Annotated in this window: 18 protein-coding genes; 9 read left to right on the top strand and 9 right to left on the bottom strand. The window is 68.0% G+C overall.

Annotated features, from left to right (window positions below; all coding sequences use genetic code 11):
• Positions 1–39: 39 nt before the first annotated feature.
• The 3 genes from IEZ11_RS12935 to IEZ11_RS12925 all read right to left on the bottom strand — a co-directional run bounded on the left by IEZ11_RS12935 (position 40) and on the right by IEZ11_RS12925 (position 3,284).
• Positions 40–1,335, bottom strand: coding sequence for an MFS transporter (locus tag IEZ11_RS12935; protein ID WP_189262836.1), 1,296 nt, complete (start codon positions 1,333–1,335; stop codon positions 40–42).
• Positions 1,336–1,474: 139 nt separating this feature from the next.
• Positions 1,475–2,557, bottom strand: coding sequence for an inositol-3-phosphate synthase (locus IEZ11_RS12930; RefSeq protein ID WP_189262835.1), 1,083 nt, complete (start codon positions 2,555–2,557; stop codon positions 1,475–1,477).
• A 43-nt stretch (positions 2,558–2,600) separates the two neighbouring features.
• Positions 2,601–3,284, bottom strand: coding sequence for a PadR family transcriptional regulator (locus IEZ11_RS12925; protein WP_189262834.1), 684 nt, complete (start codon positions 3,282–3,284; stop codon positions 2,601–2,603).
• 746 nt (positions 3,285–4,030) lie between these two features.
• Here IEZ11_RS12925 and IEZ11_RS12920 point away from each other — a divergent pair.
• Together IEZ11_RS12920 and IEZ11_RS12915 are read left to right on the top strand one after the other, a co-directional pair.
• Positions 4,031–6,286, top strand: a complete 2,256-nt coding sequence (locus tag IEZ11_RS12920; RefSeq protein ID WP_229712987.1) for a transglycosylase domain-containing protein — start codon at positions 4,031–4,033, stop codon at positions 6,284–6,286.
• A 129-nt stretch (positions 6,287–6,415) separates the two neighbouring features.
• Positions 6,416–7,915: a glycosyltransferase family 87 protein gene (locus tag IEZ11_RS12915; RefSeq protein WP_189262832.1), complete on the top strand. Its 1,500-nt coding sequence runs from the start codon at positions 6,416–6,418 to the stop codon at positions 7,913–7,915.
• Positions 7,916–8,026: 111 nt separating this feature from the next.
• On the opposite strand, the gene IEZ11_RS12910 is transcribed toward IEZ11_RS12915, so the two are convergent.
• The 3 genes from IEZ11_RS12910 to IEZ11_RS12900 form a co-directional block, all read right to left on the bottom strand.
• Positions 8,027–9,058, bottom strand: coding sequence for an alanine racemase (locus IEZ11_RS12910; protein ID WP_089100475.1), 1,032 nt, complete (start codon positions 9,056–9,058; stop codon positions 8,027–8,029).
• Positions 9,059–9,142: 84 nt separating this feature from the next.
• Positions 9,143–10,264, bottom strand: a complete 1,122-nt coding sequence (gene femX / locus IEZ11_RS12905) for a peptidoglycan bridge formation glycyltransferase FemX (RefSeq protein ID WP_189262831.1) — start codon at positions 10,262–10,264, stop codon at positions 9,143–9,145.
• A 160-nt stretch (positions 10,265–10,424) separates the two neighbouring features.
• On the bottom strand, positions 10,425–10,727 hold the full coding sequence (locus IEZ11_RS12900; RefSeq protein ID WP_189262830.1) for a hypothetical protein: 303 nt from the start codon (positions 10,725–10,727) through the stop codon (positions 10,425–10,427).
• A gap of 263 nt (positions 10,728–10,990) precedes the next feature.
• On the opposite strand from IEZ11_RS12900, the gene rpsF reads away from it, so the two are divergent.
• The 4 genes from rpsF to rplI all read left to right on the top strand — a co-directional run bounded on the left by rpsF (position 10,991) and on the right by rplI (position 12,693).
• A complete protein-coding gene (gene rpsF / locus IEZ11_RS12895; protein WP_006604399.1) occupies positions 10,991–11,281 on the top strand; it encodes a 30S ribosomal protein S6 in 291 nt (96 codons plus the stop codon).
• A 74-nt stretch (positions 11,282–11,355) separates the two neighbouring features.
• Positions 11,356–11,943, top strand: a complete 588-nt coding sequence (locus IEZ11_RS12890; RefSeq protein ID WP_189262829.1) for a single-stranded DNA-binding protein — start codon at positions 11,356–11,358, stop codon at positions 11,941–11,943.
• Between the two features lie 48 nt (positions 11,944–11,991).
• A complete protein-coding gene (rpsR, locus tag IEZ11_RS12885; protein ID WP_003949403.1) occupies positions 11,992–12,228 on the top strand; it encodes a 30S ribosomal protein S18 in 237 nt (78 codons plus the stop codon).
• Positions 12,229–12,246: 18 nt separating this feature from the next.
• Positions 12,247–12,693 carry a 50S ribosomal protein L9 gene (gene rplI, locus IEZ11_RS12880; protein ID WP_123975742.1) on the top strand — a complete coding sequence of 149 codons (447 nt, stop codon included), beginning with the start codon at positions 12,247–12,249 and terminating at the stop codon, positions 12,691–12,693.
• A gap of 160 nt (positions 12,694–12,853) precedes the next feature.
• On the opposite strand, the gene IEZ11_RS12875 is transcribed toward rplI, so the two are convergent.
• Positions 12,854–14,191 (bottom strand): MATE family efflux transporter, encoded by a 1,338-nt coding sequence (locus tag IEZ11_RS12875; RefSeq protein ID WP_189262828.1) that lies wholly within the window; start codon positions 14,189–14,191, stop codon positions 12,854–12,856.
• 460 nt (positions 14,192–14,651) lie between these two features.
• Here IEZ11_RS12875 and dnaB point away from each other — a divergent pair, with 460 nt between their 5' ends.
• Positions 14,652–16,127, top strand: a complete 1,476-nt coding sequence (gene dnaB, locus IEZ11_RS12870; protein ID WP_189262827.1) for a replicative DNA helicase — start codon at positions 14,652–14,654, stop codon at positions 16,125–16,127.
• A gap of 83 nt (positions 16,128–16,210) precedes the next feature.
• A complete protein-coding gene (locus IEZ11_RS12865; protein ID WP_189262826.1) occupies positions 16,211–17,596 on the top strand; it encodes a serine hydrolase domain-containing protein in 1,386 nt (461 codons plus the stop codon).
• An 81-nt stretch (positions 17,597–17,677) separates the two neighbouring features.
• On the opposite strand, the gene IEZ11_RS12860 is transcribed toward IEZ11_RS12865, so the two are convergent.
• Entirely contained in the window at positions 17,678–18,130 is a 453-nt protein-coding gene (locus tag IEZ11_RS12860; RefSeq protein ID WP_189262825.1) for a GNAT family N-acetyltransferase, read from the bottom strand.
• 9 nt (positions 18,131–18,139) lie between these two features.
• Positions 18,140–18,598: a MarR family winged helix-turn-helix transcriptional regulator gene (locus IEZ11_RS12855; protein ID WP_189262824.1), complete on the bottom strand. Its 459-nt coding sequence runs from the start codon at positions 18,596–18,598 to the stop codon at positions 18,140–18,142.
• A gap of 142 nt (positions 18,599–18,740) precedes the next feature.
• On the opposite strand from IEZ11_RS12855, the gene IEZ11_RS12850 reads away from it, so the two are divergent.
• Positions 18,741–19,949, top strand: a complete 1,209-nt coding sequence (locus IEZ11_RS12850) for an MFS transporter (RefSeq protein WP_189262823.1) — start codon at positions 18,741–18,743, stop codon at positions 19,947–19,949.
• Positions 19,950–19,961 lie beyond the last annotated feature (12 nt).

Below are 19,961 nucleotides of genomic sequence, written 5' to 3'. Positions count from 1 at the left end.
GGCGATGTTTCACGTGAAACATCGCCCCCTCGTCATGAGTCACTGCGGCGTTGCGTGATTCTGTCCTGGTCGCCGGCCGCGTTCGAAGCGGGCCATGGCCGCGGCGACCGCTGCGTAGACGAGGGCAACCGTGATGACGAGGGCTGTGGAACGGCCGTCGGGTGGGAGCATCAGCGCGGCCACGGCGGCGGCCCCGACGAAGGCGACGTTGAAGAGCACGTCGTACACGGAGAAGATCCGGCCGCGGAAACCGTCGTCGACGGAGGACTGCACGATGGTGTCCGTGGCGATCTTCGCGCCCTGGGTGATGAGTCCCAGGACGAAGGCGGCGACGAGCATGGGGACGGTCGTGAACGCCAGACCCAGAGCAGGCTCCAGTACGGCGGCGGATGCGGCGCACACGATGATCCAGGGGCCGGGGCCGAGTCGCCCCACTGCCCACGGCGTCACCACGGCAGCGGCGAAGAAGCCCGCCCCGGAGATCCCCAGGGCCAGCCCCAGCAGCCCGAGTCCGTCGTCGGGATCGGAGGAGAGGGCGTACCGGCAGAGCATCAGCACCAGGACGAGCAGCGCGCCGTAGCAGAAGCGCATCGCCGTCATGCTGAGCAGCGCCCAGGCGGCCTCACGGCGCCGCGGTGCGGCGAGATGCCGTATCGCCTCCAGCAGGTCGCGGGCGGTGGTGGTCACGGCCGTTCCCAGGCTCGGCGGGGCCGTATGGCGGTCCGGACCGAGCAGGTCGGGGGCCATGGTCAGGGATGCCAGCGCCGCGCAGAGATACAGCGTGGCACCCAGCAGCACCACCGCGGCATCGGAATGCGCGGTCACCAGCCGTACGGCGAAGGCGAGGCCACCGCCGGCGGTTGCGGCAAGGGTGCCGGCGGTCGGGGACAGCGAGTTGGCCAGCACCAGCCGGTCGTTGTCGACCACCCGTGGCAGTGCGGCGGACAGGCCCGAAAGGACGAAGCGGTTGACGGCCGTGACACACAGCGCGGAGGCGTAGAAGAGCCAGTCGGGAACCTGGCTGACCATGAGGACGGCGGTGGCCGCGGCCAGCAGGGCGCGCACCAGATTGCCGTAGAGGAAGATCTGGCGACGGCGCCAGCGGTCCAGCAGGACTCCGGCGAAGGGGCCCACGAGGGAGTACGGCAGGAGAAGGACGGCCATGGCCGAGGCGATCGCGGCCGGCGAGGTCTGCTTCTCGGGGGAGAAGACGACGTAGGCGGCGAGGGCTACCTGATAGACGCCGTCGGCCCCCTGGGAGAGCAGGCGTATGACGAGGAGACGGCGGAAGTTCCGCAGGCGCAGCAGGACACGCAGGTCGCGGACGACGGGCATGGGACACAGCCTCACATATGGGGCCGTGTACAGGAGAAGGGTCCCCGGATCGGATGACCCGGGGACCCTCTGAGCCCTGGCAGGAGCGATTTTTGACGAGCTTGATCGGTGGAGCTTCAGCGCCCGGCAGTGTGCCGGGTCAGCGCTCGACGTCGCCGCGGATGAACTTCTCCACGTTCTCGCGGGCCTCGTCGTCGAAGTACTGGACCGGCGGGGACTTCATGAAGTAGCTGGACGCGGAGAGGATCGGGCCGCCGATACCGCGGTCCTTGGCGATCTTCGCGGCGCGCACGGCGTCAATGATGACACCCGCGGAGTTCGGGGAGTCCCAGACCTCCAGCTTGTACTCCAGGTTCAGCGGGACGTCACCGAAGGCGCGACCCTCCAGGCGCACGTACGCCCACTTGCGGTCGTCGAGCCAGGCCACGTAGTCGGACGGGCCGATGTGGACGTTCTTCTCGCCGAGGTCCCGGTCGGGGATCTGGGAGGTGACGGCCTGGGTCTTGGAGATCTTCTTGGACTCCAGGCGCTCACGCTCGAGCATGTTCTTGAAGTCCATGTTGCCGCCGACGTTCAGCTGCATCGTGCGGTCCAGGATGACGCCCCGGTCCTCGAACAGCTTCGCCATGACGCGGTGCGTGATGGTGGCGCCGACCTGCGACTTGATGTCGTCACCGACGATCGGGACACCGGCCTCGGTGAACTTGTCCGCCCACTCCTTGGTGCCGGCGATGAAGACCGGGAGGGCGTTGACGAAGGCGACCTTGGCGTCGATGGCGCACTGGGCGTAGAACTTCGCCGCTTCCTCGGAGCCGACGGGCAGGTAGCAGACGAGGACGTCGACCTGCTTCTTCTTGAGGATCTTGACGACGTCGACCGGCTCGGCCTCGGACTCCTCGATGGTCTGGCGGTAGTACTTGCCGAGACCGTCGAGGGTGTGGCCGCGCCGCACCTTCACACCGGTGTTGGGTACGTCGCAGATCTTGATGGTGTTGTTCTCGGAGGCGCCGATGGCGTCCGCCAGGTCGAGACCGACCTTCTTGGCGTCCACGTCGAACGCGGCGACGAACTCGATGTCCTTGACGTGGTACTCACCGAACTGCACGTGCATCAGTCCGGGGACCTTGGACGCCGGGTCGGCGTCCTTGTAGTACTCGACTCCCTGAACCAGCGAAGCGGCGCAGTTGCCCACGCCGACGACGGCTACGCGAACCGAACCCATTCCGGTTGCTCCCTGTGTGTACGAGTGAGGCCCTGAGCGGGTCTCACGTGGCGGTGTCGTCGGGCGAATCCGGCCGGAGGGTGTCCCCGGACCGGGGCAGGACGCCCGGCGCTCCATTGGTGGTGTTCTGCTGAGCGGACCCCCCTGAGACGGGACCTTGCAGGTCCCGTCCGGCCCGCTCGCTCTCGATGAGCTCGTTCAGCCAGCGCACTTCGCGCTCCACGGACTCCATTCCGTGGCGCTGCAGCTCAAGCGTGTAGTCGTCGAGGCGCTCCCGGGTGCGTGCCAGCGAGGCGCGCATTTTCTCCAGGCGCTCCTCCAGCCGGCTGCGACGGCCCTCCAGCACGCGCATCCGCACATCGCGCGAGGTCTGCCCGAAGAAGGCGAAACGTGCCGCGAAGTGTTCGTCCTCGTACGCGTCGGGGCCGGTCTGGGACAGGAGCTCCTCGAAGTGCTCCTTACCTTCGGCCGTCAACCGGTAGACGATCTTGGCGCGGCGACCGGCGAGCGGTGCGGCGAGGGCGTCCTCGGCAGTGTTCCCCGGCTCCTCGATCAACCAGCCGTTGGCGACCAGCGTCTTGAGGCAGGGGTAGAGCGTCCCGTAGCTGAAGGCACGGAAGACGCCCAGTGATGTGTTGAGTCGTTTCCGCAGTTCATAGCCGTGCATCGGGGACTCGCGGAGCAGGCCGAGGACGGCGAACTCAAGGATGCCGGAGCGCCGGCTCATGGTCGCCTCCTCTCGTCCGTGGCTCGCTTATCTCGCTCTGATGTATCGACTCGATACATCACGACGATAGATCGGCCTTCCCCGTGCGACAAGAGGAGCGGCGGTGAACGGGATCACATCACCGATTCGTAGGAGGCAAGTTGCCTGATTTGGGGTGAACTTCGGGGCTGGATGGGTTTTGGCGGTGCGTAGTCTGTGCGGCATGCAGACCGCCGGGAACCAAGTGACGCCTGGGGGGCGTCCACGTTCCCGGTGCAGTACGGGTGAATGCAGGACCGACCACATCCGTACTTTGGGGGGACCGGAAATCAGCCGCCGTTCCAGGCGCGCACGGGTGCGCCTGCCCGAGGAGTAATCGTTCGATGAGCGAGCACCGTCGCAAACCGCCGCCGCCGCAGGGAGGCGGACGTGCCGCGGCCCGACGCGGCCAGTCCGGCCCGTCCTCCGGCCGCCGTGCGGCACCGCGAGGCGCCACCGGGTCTCTTTCCGACTCCTATGGGTCCAGTTCCTATGGGTCGGATTCGGGCTCGGGAGGTGAGGAGCGTCCGTACGGCAGCCGTGCCGAGGCACGCCGGGCGACGCAGAGAAGCACGGGAAACGGTCGTCGCAGACCGTCCGACAACGAGAGCCGCGGTCCGGGTGGTCCTGCCGGGCCCGGACGTGGCAGAGGCCGGGCGTCGACGGCGCCCGGCAAGAAGCGCCTCATCGACTACCCCAGGGCGAACAGATTCGGCTGGCGACGCTGGGTGCCCTCCTGGAAGCTCGTCTCCGGGCTGTGCCTCACCTTCTTCGGCAGCCTGGTGGCGCTCGTAGGCGTCAGCTACGCCATGGTGGGCGTTCCGAACGAGAACACGGCGGCGCAGTCCCAGAACAACGTCTACTACTGGGCCGACGGCAAGCAGATGGTCGCGACGGGCACCGGCGTCAACCGGCAGAACGTCGGTATCGCCCAGATCCCCGAGGCCATGCAGAACGCGGTGATCTCGGCGGAGAACAAGAGCTTCTACTCGGACCCGGGCGTCGACTTCAAGGGCATCGCCCGCGCGCTCGTCAACATGGCCCAGGGCGGTGAGACGCAGGGTGGTTCGACGATCACCCAGCAGTTCGTCAAGAACACCTACCTCAGCCAGGACCAGACGCTCACCCGCAAGTTCAAGGAGATGTTCATCTCCATCAAGGTGGGCACCAAGGTCAGCAAGCCGCTGATCCTCCAGGGCTACCTGAACACGTCGTACTTCGGTCGTGGTGCGTACGGCATCCAGGCCGCCGCCCAGACCTACTACGGCGTGGACGCGAAGGACCTCACCCCGAGCCAGTGTGCCGTCCTGGCGGCCCTGCTCAAGGGCGCGACGTACTACGACCCCGCGGGTAACCCGGACATCGACCCCGCAGCCTCCCAGAAGGCCAACTACCAGCGTTCGCACGACCGCTGGGCCTGGATCCTCGAGGAGATGCACAAGGATCAGCACCTCACCGACGCCGAGTACCAGACGGCCATCAAGAGGTACCCGATGCCCCAGGGCCGCAAGGCGATCAAGGGCATGACCGGCCAGATCAGCTATCTCGCCGACACGGCCAAGAAGTACGTCCTCGCGCACTCCAACATCACGGAGACGCAGTTCGACCAGGGCGGCTTCCAGATCTACACGACCTTCCAGAAGGACAAGGTCAACGCACTGACCACGGCCGTGGAGAAGGTCCAGAAGGCCCGTCTGGACCCGAAGAACCGTGAGAAGGACAAGTACGTCCAGTTCGGTGCCGCCTCGGTGGTGCCCAACGACGGTGCGATCGTCGCCCTCTACGGCGGTGCCGGCTACGAGAACAACCACTTCACCAACAACGCCGACACCTCCGGTGTCCCCGTCGGTTCGACGTGGAAGCCCTTCGTCCTGGCCGCCGCCATGGAGTACGGCACGTACAAGACCTCTCCCGAAGGGGTCTCGCCGCTGAGCAAGTACAACGGCGACGACAACCTCAAGGTCCGCAACGAGGACGGCACCTTCGTCCTCAACAAGGACAACTCGGTCTTCCACCAGAGGAACGAGAGCGGCTACCCCTGGGGCTACATCACCCTGCGCAAGGCGATGGAGCAGTCGATCAACACGCCGTTCGTGCAGCTCGGCTGGGATGTCGGCATGTCGAAGGTGAGGGATGTCGCCCAGGCGTCCGGAATCCTGCGGGAGAGCATGCTGCAGGGTCTGAACCCGTCCTTCGCCCTCGGCACCTCGACCCCGAGCGCGATCCGCATGGCCGACGCCTATGCGACGTTCGCCGCGTCCGGCAAGCACGCGGACCCGTACTCGGTGACCGAGGTCAAGCAGGACGGGCAGGATCTTCAGGGCTTCGGCAAGCCGAAGGTGAGCACGGCGATGCCCGAGGACATCGCGAACAACGTCACGGACACCCTGGAGAACGTCATCCAGAACGGTACGGGTACCAACGCCAAGGCCCTGGGCCGTACGGCGGCGGGCAAGACCGGTACCACCGACAGCAACAAGTCGGCCTGGTTCGTCGGCTACACCCAGCAGCTGGCGACGTCGGTGGCGATGTTCCGCGAGAACCCGAAGGACGCCGAACTGCTCTCGATGAACGGCACCGCCGGCGTGGCGTCCATCCACGGTGGTGACATCCCGACCTCGGTGTGGACCGAGTACATGAAGTCCGCGCTGAAGGGCAAGAACGACCCGGGCTTCCCGGACGCCGCCAAGGTCGGTGAGATCGCCGACGAGTCGGGGGCTCCCTCCCCGACGCCGACCATCAGCATCACGCCGAGCGAGACGCCGACCGAGACGCCGACCGTCACGCCCAGCGAGACGTTCACCTCCCCGTCCCCCACGGCGACGGAGACCTGCCAGTTCGCCTTCAACTGCTCCACCGACGGCGGTGACACCGGCAGCACGTCTGGTACTACGTCCTCGCCGACAGCCACGGAGAGTACGGGCGAGGGGAACACCAGAGGCAACCAGAACGGTGGAAACCTCTTCGGTGGGTCAACCGGCTAGCCGTGATCTGACCGGTTGGTGACCATTTCGCCCGCCGAAGTCTGTTTCACGTGAAACATGGGCCGCCGCACCCGGCGAGGTGCGGCGGCCCTCGGCGTATTCCTAGAGAGGTACGGCAGGATGGCCCCCATGCCCAGTGCAGAGACGACGCCCGCGGGCGTGCGCGAGCCGGAGCCGGTGCGGCCGACCAGGGATGACGAGGTCGCCGCAGCCGGGAGTGAGCTGATCGGTGGCCCCATCGGGCGGCGTGCCCTGCTCGGGACGTCCTGGTGGACACCGCTACGGGTGGTCGTCATCGTGGCGGTCGGGATGTTCGCCCTCGGCATGGTGCAGAAGCTGCCCTGCTACGACAGCGGCTGGTTCTTCGGCGCCAGTACCCAGTACACCCACGCCTGCTACTCGGATATTCCGCACCTCTACCAGGGGCGCGGTTTCGCCGACGGCCTGGTGCCGTACTTCGACAAGCTCCCCGGCGACATGGACTACCTCGAATACCCGGTGCTGACCGGCGTGTTCATGGAGGTGGCCGCGTGGCTCACGCCGGGCAGCGGCAGCATCATGCTCCAGGAGCAGGTGTACTGGTTCGTCAACGCAGGCATGCTGATGCTGTGCGCCGCCGTCATCGCGGTGTGCGTGGTCCGTACGCACCGTCGGCGCCCCTGGGACGGTCTGCTGGTCGCCCTGGCGCCCGCCTTCGCCCTGACCGCCACCATCAACTGGGACCTCCTGGCGGTCGCTCTGACGGCCGCGGCGATGCTGATGTGGTCCCGGAGCCGGCCCCTCGCTTTCGGCGTCCTCCTGGGGCTTGCCACGGCCGCCAAGCTGTATCCGGTGTTCCTGCTGGGGCCGCTCTTCCTGCTGTGCTGGCGCGCGGGCAAGTGGCGGGAGTTCTTCATCGCCACGGGCGGTGCGGTGGCCGCATGGCTCGTCGTGAACCTGCCGGTGATGATCTTCGCCTTCGACGGCTGGTCGAAGTTCTACACGTTCAGCCAGTCGCGAGGCGTCGACTTCGGGTCCTTCTGGCTGATCTGGGCACAGAACACGACCACCCCGCCCAGCACCGACTTCGTGAACACCGCGGCCACGGTCCTGGTACTGCTCTGCTTCCTGGGCATCGCCGCCCTGGCCCTCACCGCCCCGCGCCGGCCGCGCTTCGCCCAGCTGGCCTTCCTGGTGGTGGCGGCTTTCATCCTGACCAACAAGGTCTACTCCCCGCAGTACGTGCTGTGGCTGGTGCCGCTGGCGGTCCTCGCCCGGCCCAAGTGGCGGGACTTCCTGATCTGGCAGGCGTGCGAGGTGGCGTACTTCCTGGGGATCTGGATGTACCTCGCGTACACGACCAGCGGAGACGCCCACAAGGGTCTGCCGACCGACGGCTACCACTGGGCCATCGCCGTGCACCTGCTGGGCACGCTCTATCTGTGCGGCATGGTCGTGCGCGACACCCTGATGCCTGAGCGGGACGTGGTGCGCCGCACCGGGGAGGACGATCCCTCGGGCGGGGTGCTGGACGGCGCGGAGGACGTTTTCGTGCTCGGCGCGGCGACCCGTCCCCCGCGTCACGCCGACCACTTCGACGGGCCGCAGGTGGAATGGGGAAGCCGATCCTCCGAGGGTGGTTCGCTCTGAGCGAACAGCCCAGGTCCTGGACGTGAAAAGGGCCGCACACGGAGTTCGTGTGCGGCCCTTTTCATGCCCTGCGAGCGGTTGAGCGGCCCGATGCTCCGTCCTGTGGAACGGTCAGCGGTCCACGAGACGGTCGAACTGGGTCGTGGTGTGCCGCAGATGGGCCACCAACTCCTCGCCGACCTTCGGTTCCGGGGCGTCCGAGGGCACGAAGAGGATCGACACCTGCATGTGCGGCGGCTCCGCGAACCAGCGCTGCTTGCCGCCCCAGACGAACGGAGCCAGGTTCCGGTTCACGGTGGCCAGGCCGGCCCGTGCGACGCCCTTGGCACGCGGCATGACGCCGTGCAGGGCCTTCGGGGCCTCCAGGCCCACCCCGTGCGACGTACCGCCCGCCACGACCACCAGGAAGCCGTCTGAGGCCGCCTTCTGCTGCCGGTAGCCGAACCGGTCGCCCTTGGCCACGCGGGTGACGTCCAGGACCGCGCCGCGGTACTCGGTCGCGTCATGGTCCCCCAGCCACAGCCGGGTGCCGATCCGCGCCCGGAACCGGGTCTGCGGGAACTGCTGCTGCAGCCGGGCGAGTTCGTCGGCCTTGAGGTGGCTGACGAACATGGTGTGCAGCGGCAGCCGGGCCGCCCGCAGCCGGTCCATCCAGCCGATGACCTCCTCGACGGCGTCCGAGCCGTCGGTGCGGTCCAGCGGCAGATGGATGGCGAAGCCCTCCAGCCGGACGTTCTCGATGGCGGAGTGCAGCTGGGGCAGGTCCTGCTCGCTGATGCCGTGCCGCTTCATCGTGGACATCACCTCGATGACCACACGGGCGCCCACCAGGCCGTACACGCCGTCGATGGACGACACCGAGCGGATGACCCGGTCGGGCAGCGGAACCGGTTCCTCGCCGCGCCGGTACGGTGTCAGCACCAGCAGATCGCCGCCGAACCAGTCCTTGATGCGCGCGGCCTCGTACGTCGTGCCGACGGCCAGGATGTCCGAGCCGAGCCGCGTGGCCTCCTCCGCCAGCCGCTCGTGCCCGAAACCGTAGCCGTTGCCCTTGCAGACCGGGACGAGGCCCGGGAACTGCTCCTGCACGCGCTTGTGGTGCGCACGCCAGCGCGCGGTGTCGACGTAGAGCGTGAGCGCCATGGCCGGACCTGGAACCTTTCTGGATGGCTGGGGTGTGCCAGACGAGTGCGGTGTGTCAGGGCAATAGAAGCACGGAGCGTGACGTCAGCGGCGCGACATGTAGATGTCGAGCGCCTTGTGGAGCAGCTTGTTCAGCGGGAAGTCCCACTCGCCGAGGTACTCGGCGGCCTCACCGCCGGTGCCCACCTTGAACTGGATCAGGCCGAAGAGGTGATCCGTCTCGTCCAGCGAGTCGGAGATGCCGCGCAGGTCGTAGGCGGTGGCGCCGAGCGCGTAGGCGTCGCGCAGCATCCGCCACTGCATGGCGTTCGAGGGCCGCACCTCGCGGCCGATGTTGTCTGACGCGCCGTAGGAGTACCAGACGTGCCCGCCGACGATCAGCATGGTCGCCGCCGAGAGGTTGACCCCGTTGTGCCGGGCGAAGTACAGCCGCATCCGGTTGGGGTCCTCGGTGTTGAGGGCCGTCCACATGCGCTGGAAGTACGACAGCGGGCGCGGCCGGAAGTGGTCGCGCACGGCCGTGATCTCGTACAGCCGCTGCCACTCCGCCAGGTCCTGGTAGCCGCCCTGGACGACCTCGACGCCGGCCTTCTCGGCCTTCTTGATGTTGCGCCGCCACAGCTGGTTGAAGTTCTTGTGGACCTCTTCCAGGGAGCGGTTGGCCAGCGGCACCTGGAAGACGTAGCGGGGCTGCACGTCGCCGAAGCCGGCGCCGCCGTCCTCGCCCTGCTGCCAGCCCATCCGGCGCAGCTTGTCGGCCACCTCGAAGGCACGCGGCTCGATGAAGTCGGGCTCGATGTCGCGCAGCCGCTTCACGTCCGGGTTCTGGATGCCCTGCTTGATGGAGTTGGCCTCCCAGCGCCGGATGATCACCGGCGGGCCCATCTTCACCGAGAACGCGCCCTGCTGCTTGAGGTGCGCCAGCATCGGCTGGATCCACTCGTCCAGATTCGGCGCGAACCAGTTGATGACCGGACCCTCGGGAAGGTAGGCCAGGTAGCGCTTGATCTTGGGCAGCTGGCGGTACAGCACCAGGCCCGCGCCGACCATCTCGCCGGTGCGGTCGTCGAACCAGCCGAGGTTCTCCGAACGCCATTCCGCCTTGACATCGGCCCAGGCCGGGACCTGCATGTGGCTGGCCGCCGGCAGGCTCTGGATGTACGCCAGATGCTGTTCGCGGCTGATGGTCCGCAGGGTCAGGCTCATGTCGGGGCGCTCCTCGGGCTGGTGTGTCCCCATGGGTACAGGGGCTCCGGCTCTCGCGCCGAAGCCTACTGCGCCTTGCCCACGGCCTGACTGGGCGTACGGCACCTACGCCCCGGCTCCTGTCCGGCCGGGGCGTTCCGGGATGGTGCGAGGGCCGGACTCAGCCGAACAAGCCGCCGTTCGCCATGCCGATGAAGAAGCCGACGCCCGAGGCACCGAGACCCAGGATCAGACCGAAGCGCTCGCGCGTGGTGATCGAGATCCATTGCCCGTACAGACCGGCGAAGAGGCCGATCAGTCCGGTCCAGGAGCTGAGCAGATGCAGGCCGTGGAAGAACGAGGTGATGAAGGCGATCAGCCCGAGCACCAGCGTCGCTGCCATCAGCGAGTCCTGGAGCGGATGGGTCTTGCCGTCGGTGGCGAACAGGGATCCGGCGGTGTTGGGTCGCAATGCCTGTGCCATAGGGCACCTCCTGCGGAAGGCGGCGCATCGTAGCGCCGTACACACCCGATGTGTACAGATTGACGGTCCGGGCGGCCGGATTTCAACCGGAAGCGGGTGTACGGGTAGTCTGTAGCCTCTGCACCGGTGTCTGCCCAGGCCGCGGCAGGGACTCCCGGCGGGAGCCCCGATTGTCAGTGGCGGCCGATACCGTTGCGTACGCATCACAACCCTCCTGCCACGGAACGACCGTGGCCGCTGAGTCCAAAGGAGGTGGGTTCCACATGCGTCACTACGAGGTGATGGTCATCCTCGACCCCGATCTGGAGGAGCGCGCTGTCTCCCCCCTGATCGAGAACTTCCTCTCCGTCGTCCGTGAGGGCAACGGCAAGGTGGAGAAGGTCGACACCTGGGGCCGTCGTCGTCTCTCGTACGAGATCAAGAAGAAGCCTGAGGGCATCTACTCGGTCATCGACCTGCAGGCCGAGCCTGCGGTCGTGAAGGAGCTCGACCGCCAGATGAACCTGAACGAGTCGGTCCTCCGGACCAAGGTCCTCCGCCCCGAGACCCACTGAGCTTCCCGCTCAGCTGATCTCGGGCATCGAGTAGCAGCAAGCAGCCAGCAGCAAACCCGCCGAGAGGTTCCCCCATGGCAGGCGAGACCGTCATCACGGTCGTCGGCAATCTTGTCGACGACCCCGAGCTGCGCTTCACCCCGTCCGGTGCGGCGGTCGCGAAGTTCCGCGTCGCGTCCACTCCCCGCACCTTCGACCGCCAGACGAACGAGTGGAAGGACGGCGAAAGCCTCTTCCTCACCTGCTCGGTCTGGCGTCAGGCGGCGGAGAACGTCGCCGAGTCGCTCCAGCGAGGCATGCGCGTCATCGTGCAGGGCCGGCTGAAGCAGCGGTCCTACGAGGACCGTGAGGGTGTCAAGCGCACGGTCTACGAACTGGACGTCGAGGAAGTCGGCGCCAGCCTGCGCAGTGCCACGGCCAAGGTCACCAAGACCGCCGGTGGTGGCGGTCGCGGAGGCCAGGGCGGTTACGGCGGCGGTGGCGGCCAGGGCGGCGGCAGCTGGGGCGGTGGCTCCGGCGGCGGCAACCAGGGCGGCGCTCCCAACGACGACCCCTGGGCTTCCGGCGCTCCCGCCGGTGGCGGCAACCAGGGCGGCGGCGGTTGGGGCGGCGGCTCCGGCGGCAGCGGTGGCGGCGGCTACTCGGACGAGCCCCCCTTCTAAGGGCCAAGGGCTCGTATCCCCACTTCTTGATCACACAGGAGAAACACCATGGCGAAGCCGCCTGTGCGCAAGCCTAAGAAGAAGGTCTGCGCTTTCTGCAAGGACAAGGTCACGTACGTGGACTACAAGGACACGAACATGCTGCGGAAGTTCATTTCCGACCGCGGCAAGATCCGTGCCCGTCGCGTGACCGGCAACTGCACCCAGCACCAGCGTGACGTCGCCACGGCCGTCAAGAACAGCCGTGAGATGGCGCTGCTGCCCTACACCTCCACTGCGCGCTAAGGGAAGGGTGACCGAAACATGAAGATCATCCTCACCCACGAGGTTTCTGGCCTCGGTGCCGCCGGCGACGTCGTCGACGTCAAGGACGGCTACGCCCGCAACTACCTGATCCCGCGGAAGTTCGCGATCCGCTGGACCAAGGGTGGCGAGAAGGACGTCGAGCAGATCCGTCGTGCTCGCAAGATCCACGAGATCCAGACCATCGAGCAGGCCAACCAGGTGAAGGCCCAGCTCGAGGGTGTCAAGGTCCGCCTGGCCGTCCGTGCCGGCGACGCCGGTCGTCTCTTCGGTTCCGTCACCCAGGCCGACATCGCTTCGGCGATCAAGGCTGCCGGTGGTCCCGAGGTCGACAAGCGCCGCATCGAGGTCGCTTCGGCGATCAAGACCCTGGGCGCCCACGCGACGTCCGTGCGTCTGCACCCCGAGGTTGCCGCCACGGTCAACATCGAGGTCGTCGCGGCCTGACGCTGCGCTCGGTTTGAGCAGTAGCGGAAAGGGGGGTCGCACCCGTGAAGGGTGCGGCCCCCCTTTGGCTTGTCCGGCCATGGTGACGCGCCATGCGTGTTTCACGTGAAACGTGACAGCTCACGATGTTTCACGTGAAACCCCCGACAGGCCGCATCGGTCAGCGCGTTGCGCCGGTCACGACCCACCGGCCGGAGCGGGCACGCAGCCAGAGGGTGAGCATCCGCACGGCCATCATCAGCGTCATGGCTCCCCAGAGTGCCGTGAGCCCACCGCCGAGGACGGGGACGAGGAGCGCCACCGGCGCGAAGACCGTGAGGGTGAGGACCATGGCTCCGGCCAGATACGGCCCGTCTCCGGCACCCATCAGTACGCCGTCCAGGACGAAGACCACGCCGGAGATCGGCTGGGAGAACGCCACGACGAGAAGTGCAGGCAGGGCGATGTTCTTCACGGCGGGGTCGCCGGTGAACAGCGGAAGGAAGAGCGGCCGGGCGGCGATCACCAGCACGCCCAGGACCACTCCGGTGGCGATGCCCCACTGGACCATGCGTCGACAGGCCTCGCGGGCGCCTACAGCGTCATCCGCCCCGAGATAGCGACCGATGACGGCTTGCCCTGCGATGGCGATCGCGTCCAGGGCGAAGGCCAGCAGACTCCAGAGGGACAGCACGATCTGATGGGCGGCGATGTCGGCATCGCCCAGCCGGGCCGCCACGGCGGTGGCGATCATGAGGATGGCCCGCAGCGAGAGTGTCCTGACGAGCAGCGGTGCGCCGGCCTGCGCCGAGGCTCGTATCCCGGCGGCGTCGGGGCGCAGCGATGCCCCATGCCTGCGGGCGCCACGCACAACGACGATCAGATAGGCCGCCGCCATCCCGCACTGGGCGATGACCGTGCCCCAGGCGGAGCCGGCGATGCCCAGTCCGGCACCGTAGACAAGAGTCACGTTGAGCCCGGCGTTGGCGATGAACCCCGCGATGGCGACGTACAGCGGCGTCCGGGTGTCCTGGAGGCCGCGCAGGACGCCGGTGGCGGCGAGTACGACCAGCATGGCGGGGATGCCCAGGGAGGAGATCCTCAGATAGGTGGTCGCGTAGGGAGCCGCGGTGGCCGAGGCGCCGAAGATGTCCACGATCCCTGGGGCGAAAGGCAGAGCGATGGCGATGACCAAGGCGCCGATCAGCAGTGCCAGCCAGATGCCGTCCATGCCTTGGCGGACGGCCGCCTGGAGATCGCCGGCGCCGACCCGGCGGGCGACGGCGGCCGTGGTGGCGTAGGCGAGGAAGACGAAGACGCTCACGGCGGTGGTGAGGAGAGCCGAGGCGACCCCGAGACCGGCCAGTTGTGCGGTACCGAGATGGCCGACGATCGCGCTGTCGGCCATGACGAAGAGCGGCTCGGCGACGAGTGCACCGAAGGCCGGGACGGCCAGTGCGACGATCTCTCGGTCGTGGCGCCGCCGGGTGGCCTTGGGGAGCGCGGGAGCCTGTGACATGGGCGCTAATCTAATCGTCCACAGGTAAGAGATGCAATCTCCTAGTGACCCTTACCGATGGTTGTGTACCGCACGCTGTCGCGCACTGTTCGAAGTGATCTTGATCCGACTGGGGAAGTTTTTCTTCTGCACAGCCAGTGGATGGGAAAATTGCAGGTCAAGCGCGTTTGCCGGCGTAGATCGAGGTCTTGTTCACAGCACTGTCCACCGCGTCGTGCACAGGTTTTGGGGGGTTCTCCACAGCATACGGGCCGTCGTCCACATGGCCTGTGGATAACCAGATTGGCTGACGGTGCCCGCGGGCCTACCGTGGTCCGGCACCCGCTCCTTGTCACCGCCTCGGAAACCTCACAAAACCGACGCGTCCAGAACCGGAATGGGGCGTCCTGGTTGTCAGTGCCGTGCCGTACAAAAGAGGGCGTGGCGAGGTCCGCGGTGCGGACGGGGAGGAGGTGGCTCGGTGAGCATTTCCGAGCCCTTGGACGATCCGTGGGCCGACGCCGGTCCCAGTGATCGTCTGCCCGCCTCACGCCGACGGGGCGAGGGTGGCCGTGGCCGGGACGACCGGCACGACCGGGGCCGGGACAGTGGGGACTGGGACGGCGGAGGCGCCACTTTCGAGCGGGTTCCCCCGCAGGACCTGGACGCCGAGCAGTCCGTGCTCGGCGGCATGCTGCTCTCCAAGGACGCCATCGCCGACGTCGTCGAGATCCTCAAGGGCCACGACTTCTACAAGCCCGCGCACGAGACGATCTATCAGGCGATCCTCGACGTCTACGCGAAGGGCGAGCCGGCCGACCCCATCACCATCGCCGCGGAGCTCACCAAACGCGGCGAGATCAACAAGGTGGGCGGTGCCTCCTATCTGCACACCCTCGTCCAGACGGTGCCGACGGCGGCGAACGCCGAGTACTACGCGGAGATCGTCCACGAGCGGGCGGTGCTGCGCCGGCTGGTCGAGGCGGGCACGCGCATCACGCAGATGGGATACGCGGCCGACGGGGACATCGACGAGATCGTCAACAGTGCCCAGGCCGAGATCTATGCCGTCACCGAGCAGCGGACCAGCGAGGACTACCTGCCGCTCGGCGACATCATGGAGGGTGCCCTCGACGAGATCGAAGCGATCGGCTCCCGTACCGGCGAGATGACCGGTGTGCCCACCGGCTTCACCGACCTGGATTCGCTCACCAACGGCCTGCACCCGGGCCAGATGATCGTCATCGCCGCCCGTCCCGCCATGGGCAAGTCGACCCTCGCCCTGGACTTCGCCCGTGCCGCGTCCATCAAGAACAACCTGCCCAGTGTCATCTTCTCCCTCGAAATGGGCCGCAACGAGATCGCGATGCGTCTGCTGTCCGCCGAGGCCCGGGTCGCCCTGCATCACATGCGCTCCGGCACGATGACCGACGACGACTGGACCCGGCTGGCCCGCCGGATGCCGGACGTCTCGGCAGCGCCGCTCTACATCGACGACTCCCCGAACCTGTCGATGATGGAGATCCGCGCCAAGTGCCGTCGGCTCAAGCAGCGCAACGACATCAAGCTCGTGATCATCGACTACCTGCAGCTGATGCAGTCCGGCGGCAAGCGGTCCGAGAGCCGTCAGCAGGAGGTGTCGGACATGTCGCGAAACCTCAAGCTGCTGGCGAAGGAGCTGGAGGTCCCGGTGATCGCGCTCTCCCAGCTGAACCGTGGTCCCGAGCAGCGCACGGACAAGAAGCCCATGGTGTCCGACCTGCGTGAGTCCGGCTCCATCGAGCAGGACGCCGACATGGTGATCCTGCTCCACCGCGAGGACGCCTACGAGAAGGAGTCGCCGCGCGCGGGCGAGGCGGACATCATCGTCGGCAAGCACCGAAACGGCCCTACGGCGACGATCACCGTGGCTTTCCAGGGCCACTACTCCCGCTTCGTGGACATGGCTCAGACCTGAGCCCTGCCAGGGAACGGTGCGGCCCTGGCAGGCGCCACCGAAATGAACTCGACGCCGGTCCGCCCAACGGGTGGACTGGGCGCATGACGACATTCCAGGAAGAGTTGCTCCCCGCCACCCGGCGGGCGCTGCTGCATCGGATCGCCGTGGCCCAGGCCGAAGGCCGGGCGCCGTCGCTGGTGGCGGCGGTCGTGCGAGGCGGGCGGGCCGTCTGGCACGGGGCGCGGACCTCGGTGGACGGGCATGGACCGGACGAGAACGTGCAGTACCGGATCGGTTCGATCACCAAGACGTTCACGGCCATTCTGGTGCTCAGGCTCCGTGACGAAGGGCTGCTCGACCTCGGTGATCCACTGGAGAAGCACCTGCCGGGCACCGGTGCGGGGGAGGCGACCATCGCCGAACTCCTCGCGCACACGGGCGGGCTGGCGGCCGAGTCGCCGGCTCCCTGGTGGGAACGCACCCCGGGCTCGCTGCGGCCGGAGTTGAGCGATGTCCTCGGTGCGCAGCCCCTGCTGCACCCCGTCGGCCGCCGTCACCACTACTCCAACCCCGGCTACACGCTGCTCGGCGCGCTGGTCGAGGAACTCCGCGATGCCCCCTGGGAGGAGGTGCTGCGGCGAGAGGTGCTCGAACCGCTGGGCCTCGGCCGCACGAGCGCCCAGCCGCAGGCACCGCACGCCTGTGGCTGGGCGGTGCACCCCTGGGCCGACGCCATGCTCCCCGAGCCGCTGGAGGATCTCGGCCGGATGGCTCCGGCCGGACAGCTCTGGTCGACCACCGGCGACCTGGCCCGCTTCGCCGTGTTCCTGGCGGCCGGGGACGACCGGGTGCTGAGTGCGGAGTCGGTGCGGGAGATGCGCACCCCGGCCGCCCCGGCCGAGCCCGCCGACGTACTGGACGGCGCCACCTACGGCCTCGGACTGCAGGTCCAGCGCCGTGACGGCAGGCTGCTCGCCGGGCACTCCGGCTCGCTGCCCGGCTTCCTGGCCAACCTCACCTTCAGCGTGGCCGACGACGTGGCGGCCGTGGTGCTGGCCAACTGCACCTCCGGCCCCCTGCTGTCCGCCACCGGGGCCGACCTCGTCCGTATCGTCGCTGAGGCCGAGCCACGGATTCCCGAGCCATGGCGTCCACTGGCCCAAGTCGAGCCGTCTGTGTTGGAGTTGGCCGGTCCGTGGTACTGGGGTACACATGCCTTCGTGCTGCGGGTGACGGCCGACGGGTTCGTCTCCCTGGGGCCGTTGACGGGCGCCGGCCGCCGAGCCCGTTTCCGTTCCAACGGAGACGGCACCTGGACCGGCCTGGAGGGCTACTACGCCGGAGAGCTGCTGCGGCCCGTACAGCGCCCGGACGGCACCGTGAGTCACCTGGACCTCGGATCGTTCGTGTTCACCCGTCAGCCGTACGACGAGACGGCTCCCGTGCCCGGTGGGGTGGACCCCGAGGGATGGCGGGGGATCGGCTAGCGGACGGGAGGGCGGGGGTGCTGTTTCACGTGAAACAGCACCCCCGTGAGGAAGCTTCGCCCGGCTGTGAGTCGCTGCCGGTCAGATCTCGAGCTTGAAGCCCACGTGCGAGGCGGTGAAGCCGAGTCGCTCGTAGAAGCGATGGGCGTCGATCCGGGACGCGTCCGAGGTCAGCTGGACCAACTGGCAGCCCTGGCGGCGGGACTCGTCGATCGCCCACTCGATGAACAGGGTGCCCAGTCCGCTGCCGCGTTCGTCGGCGTGGATACGCACGCCTTCGATGATCGACCGGGTGGCACCGCGTCTCGACAGTCCGGGAATGACCGTGAGCTGAAGTGTGCCGACGAGGCGGCCCCCGCGGACGGCGACGACCAGGTGCTGGTTGGGGTCGGCGCTGATTCGTTCCAGGGCGCCCAGGTAGGGCGCAAGGTCGTCCGGCGCTTCCCGCTGGGCCCCGAGCGGGTCGTCGGCGAGCATCCCGACGATGGCCGGGATGTCCTCGGCGACCGCGGTGCGAATGTCAAGGTCTCCCATGCCCGCAGCCTATGCGGGTACGTGCAGCGACTCCACGGCCTGGACCAGGGGGGCGAGTTCCGGCTTCCTGGCCGCCTCGTCGAGGGCCTCGCGCAGCGCCGTGTCGTTGGTGGGGCGAGCCTCTTCCAGCAGTCGCAGGCCCGCCTCGGTGACGTTCGTGTAGATGCCCCGGCGGTCGGTGGGGCAGAGGTAGCGCTCCAGAAGGCCGCGGTCCTCCAGCCGCGTGACCAGCCGGGTGGTGGCGCTCTGGCTGAGGACGACCGCGTCGGCGACCTGCTTCATCTGGAGATGCCCCCCCTCGTCGTCGTGCTGTCGGCTGAGGACGTCGAGCAGCGAGTACTCGCGCACGCTCAGGTCGTGCTTGGTCTGAAGGGCGCGCTCGATGTGTGCCTCGATCCTCCCGTGCAGCAGGGAGAGGGCGCACCAGCCCTGGGCGAGGGCGGTGAGCGCGGGGTCCGTCGCTGTCATCGGCGTATTCCTCCGTCCAGGAGCCGTTGAACCCAGGATAGAGCAGGACCGCAATATCCCTTGCTTGCGTATAGCCCGCGTCTGCAACTATTGTGGACGCACGCAAAGCGCATCTGCAATCGTCTGGGAAGGTCGTACCTCCATGCCTCTCGCGCTTCTGGCCCTCGCGATCGGGGCCTTCGGAATCGGCACGACCGAGTTCGGGATCATGGGCTTGCTGCCCGAGGTCGCGGGTGACTTCGGGGTCTCCATCCCGACCGCCGGTCTGCTCGTCACGGGCTACGCGCTCGGCGTCGTGATCGGCGCCCCGCTGATGACCGTGCTGGGCACGAAGGTTCCCCGCAAGCGGATGCTGATGCTGCTCATGGGCTTCTTCATCGCCGGCAACCTGCTGACCGCCGTGGCTCCCGTCTTCGCCGTCATGTTGATCGGCCGGGTGGTCGCCTCCCTTGCCCACGGCGCCTTCTTCGGCATCGGCTCGGTCGTGGCGGCCGAACTCGTCGCCCCCAGCAAGAAGGCGGGGGCCATCGCGCTGATGTTCACCGGCCTCACCGTCGCCAACGTCATCGGCGTCCCGCTCGGCACCCTCGTGGGGCAGCACGTCGGCTGGCGCGTCACCTTCGGCATCGTCGCCGCCCTTGGCGTCGTCGGCCTGGCCGGTATCGCGAAGCTGGTCCCCGAACTGCCCAAGCCGCAGGGCGTGCATCTGCGGCACGAGCTGGCCGCGTTCAAGAACACCCAGGTCCTGCTCGCTATGGCGATGACCGTCCTCGGCTTCGGCGGGGTCTTCGCGGCCATCACCTACATCGCGCCGATGATGACCCAGGTCACCGGCTTCGCCGACGGCTCCGTCACCTGGCTGCTGGTCCTCTTCGGCCTCGGCATGGTGGCAGGCAACCTCGTCGGCGGCAGGTTCGCCGACCGTGCCCTGATGCCCATGCTCTACGTGTCCCTGGGCGCCCTTGCCGTGGTGCTCGCCCTCTTCACGCTCACCGCACACAGCAAGATCGCGGCCGCGGTGACCGTCGCCCTGATCGGCGCCCTGGGCTTCGCCACGGTTCCGCCGCTCCAGAAGCGCGTCCTCGACCAGGCCCACGGTGCTCCCACCCTGGCCTCGGCCGTGAACATCGGCGCCTTCAACCTCGGCAACGCCCTGTCCGCCTGGCTCGGCGGCATCGTGATCGCCGCCGGCTTCGGCTACACCTCCCCCAACTGGGTGGGCGCCGCCCTCGCCGCGGCCGCCCTCGTCCTCGCCTTCCTGTCGGCCGCGCTGGAACGCCGCGACAGCGCCCCGAGTGCGGTGGTCACCGGCGGCACGACCGCCGGACAGCAGGCGTCGGTCCACCACTGACCGTCCGCCCTT

This window comes from Streptomyces fuscichromogenes (assembly GCF_014645815.1).
GTDB classification, from domain to species: domain Bacteria; phylum Actinomycetota; class Actinomycetes; order Streptomycetales; family Streptomycetaceae; genus Streptomyces; species Streptomyces fuscichromogenes.
Note: the sequence above shows the minus strand (reverse complement) of the source record. Positions and strands in the feature narration are given on the sequence as shown.

Excerpts from the sequence above, each read along its gene's own strand:
- IEZ11_RS12915 (WP_189262832.1), top strand. The coding sequence starts at position 6,416 with ATGCCCAGTGCAGAGACGACGCCCGCGGGCGTGCGCGAGCCGGAGCCG.
- femX (WP_189262831.1), bottom strand. The coding sequence starts at position 10,264 with ATGAGCCTGACCCTGCGGACCATCAGCCGCGAACAGCATCTGGCGTAC.
- IEZ11_RS12930 (WP_189262835.1), bottom strand. The coding sequence starts at position 2,557 with ATGGGTTCGGTTCGCGTAGCCGTCGTCGGCGTGGGCAACTGCGCCGCT.
- IEZ11_RS12890 (WP_189262829.1), top strand. The coding sequence starts at position 11,356 with ATGGCAGGCGAGACCGTCATCACGGTCGTCGGCAATCTTGTCGACGAC.
- IEZ11_RS12850 (WP_189262823.1), top strand. The coding sequence starts at position 18,741 with ATGCCTCTCGCGCTTCTGGCCCTCGCGATCGGGGCCTTCGGAATCGGC.
- rpsF (WP_006604399.1), top strand. The coding sequence starts at position 10,991 with ATGCGTCACTACGAGGTGATGGTCATCCTCGACCCCGATCTGGAGGAG.
- IEZ11_RS12875 (WP_189262828.1), bottom strand. The coding sequence starts at position 14,191 with ATGTCACAGGCTCCCGCGCTCCCCAAGGCCACCCGGCGGCGCCACGAC.
- IEZ11_RS12865 (WP_189262826.1), top strand. The coding sequence starts at position 16,211 with ATGACGACATTCCAGGAAGAGTTGCTCCCCGCCACCCGGCGGGCGCTG.
- IEZ11_RS12855 (WP_189262824.1), bottom strand. The coding sequence starts at position 18,598 with ATGACAGCGACGGACCCCGCGCTCACCGCCCTCGCCCAGGGCTGGTGC.
- IEZ11_RS12910 (WP_089100475.1), bottom strand. The coding sequence starts at position 9,058 with ATGGCGCTCACGCTCTACGTCGACACCGCGCGCTGGCGTGCGCACCAC.
- rpsR (WP_003949403.1), top strand. The coding sequence starts at position 11,992 with ATGGCGAAGCCGCCTGTGCGCAAGCCTAAGAAGAAGGTCTGCGCTTTC.
- IEZ11_RS12900 (WP_189262830.1), bottom strand. The coding sequence starts at position 10,727 with ATGGCACAGGCATTGCGACCCAACACCGCCGGATCCCTGTTCGCCACC.
- IEZ11_RS12860 (WP_189262825.1), bottom strand. The coding sequence starts at position 18,130 with ATGGGAGACCTTGACATTCGCACCGCGGTCGCCGAGGACATCCCGGCC.
- IEZ11_RS12925 (WP_189262834.1), bottom strand. The coding sequence starts at position 3,284 with ATGAGCCGGCGCTCCGGCATCCTTGAGTTCGCCGTCCTCGGCCTGCTC.
- rplI (WP_123975742.1), top strand. The coding sequence starts at position 12,247 with ATGAAGATCATCCTCACCCACGAGGTTTCTGGCCTCGGTGCCGCCGGC.
- IEZ11_RS12935 (WP_189262836.1), bottom strand. The coding sequence starts at position 1,335 with ATGCCCGTCGTCCGCGACCTGCGTGTCCTGCTGCGCCTGCGGAACTTC.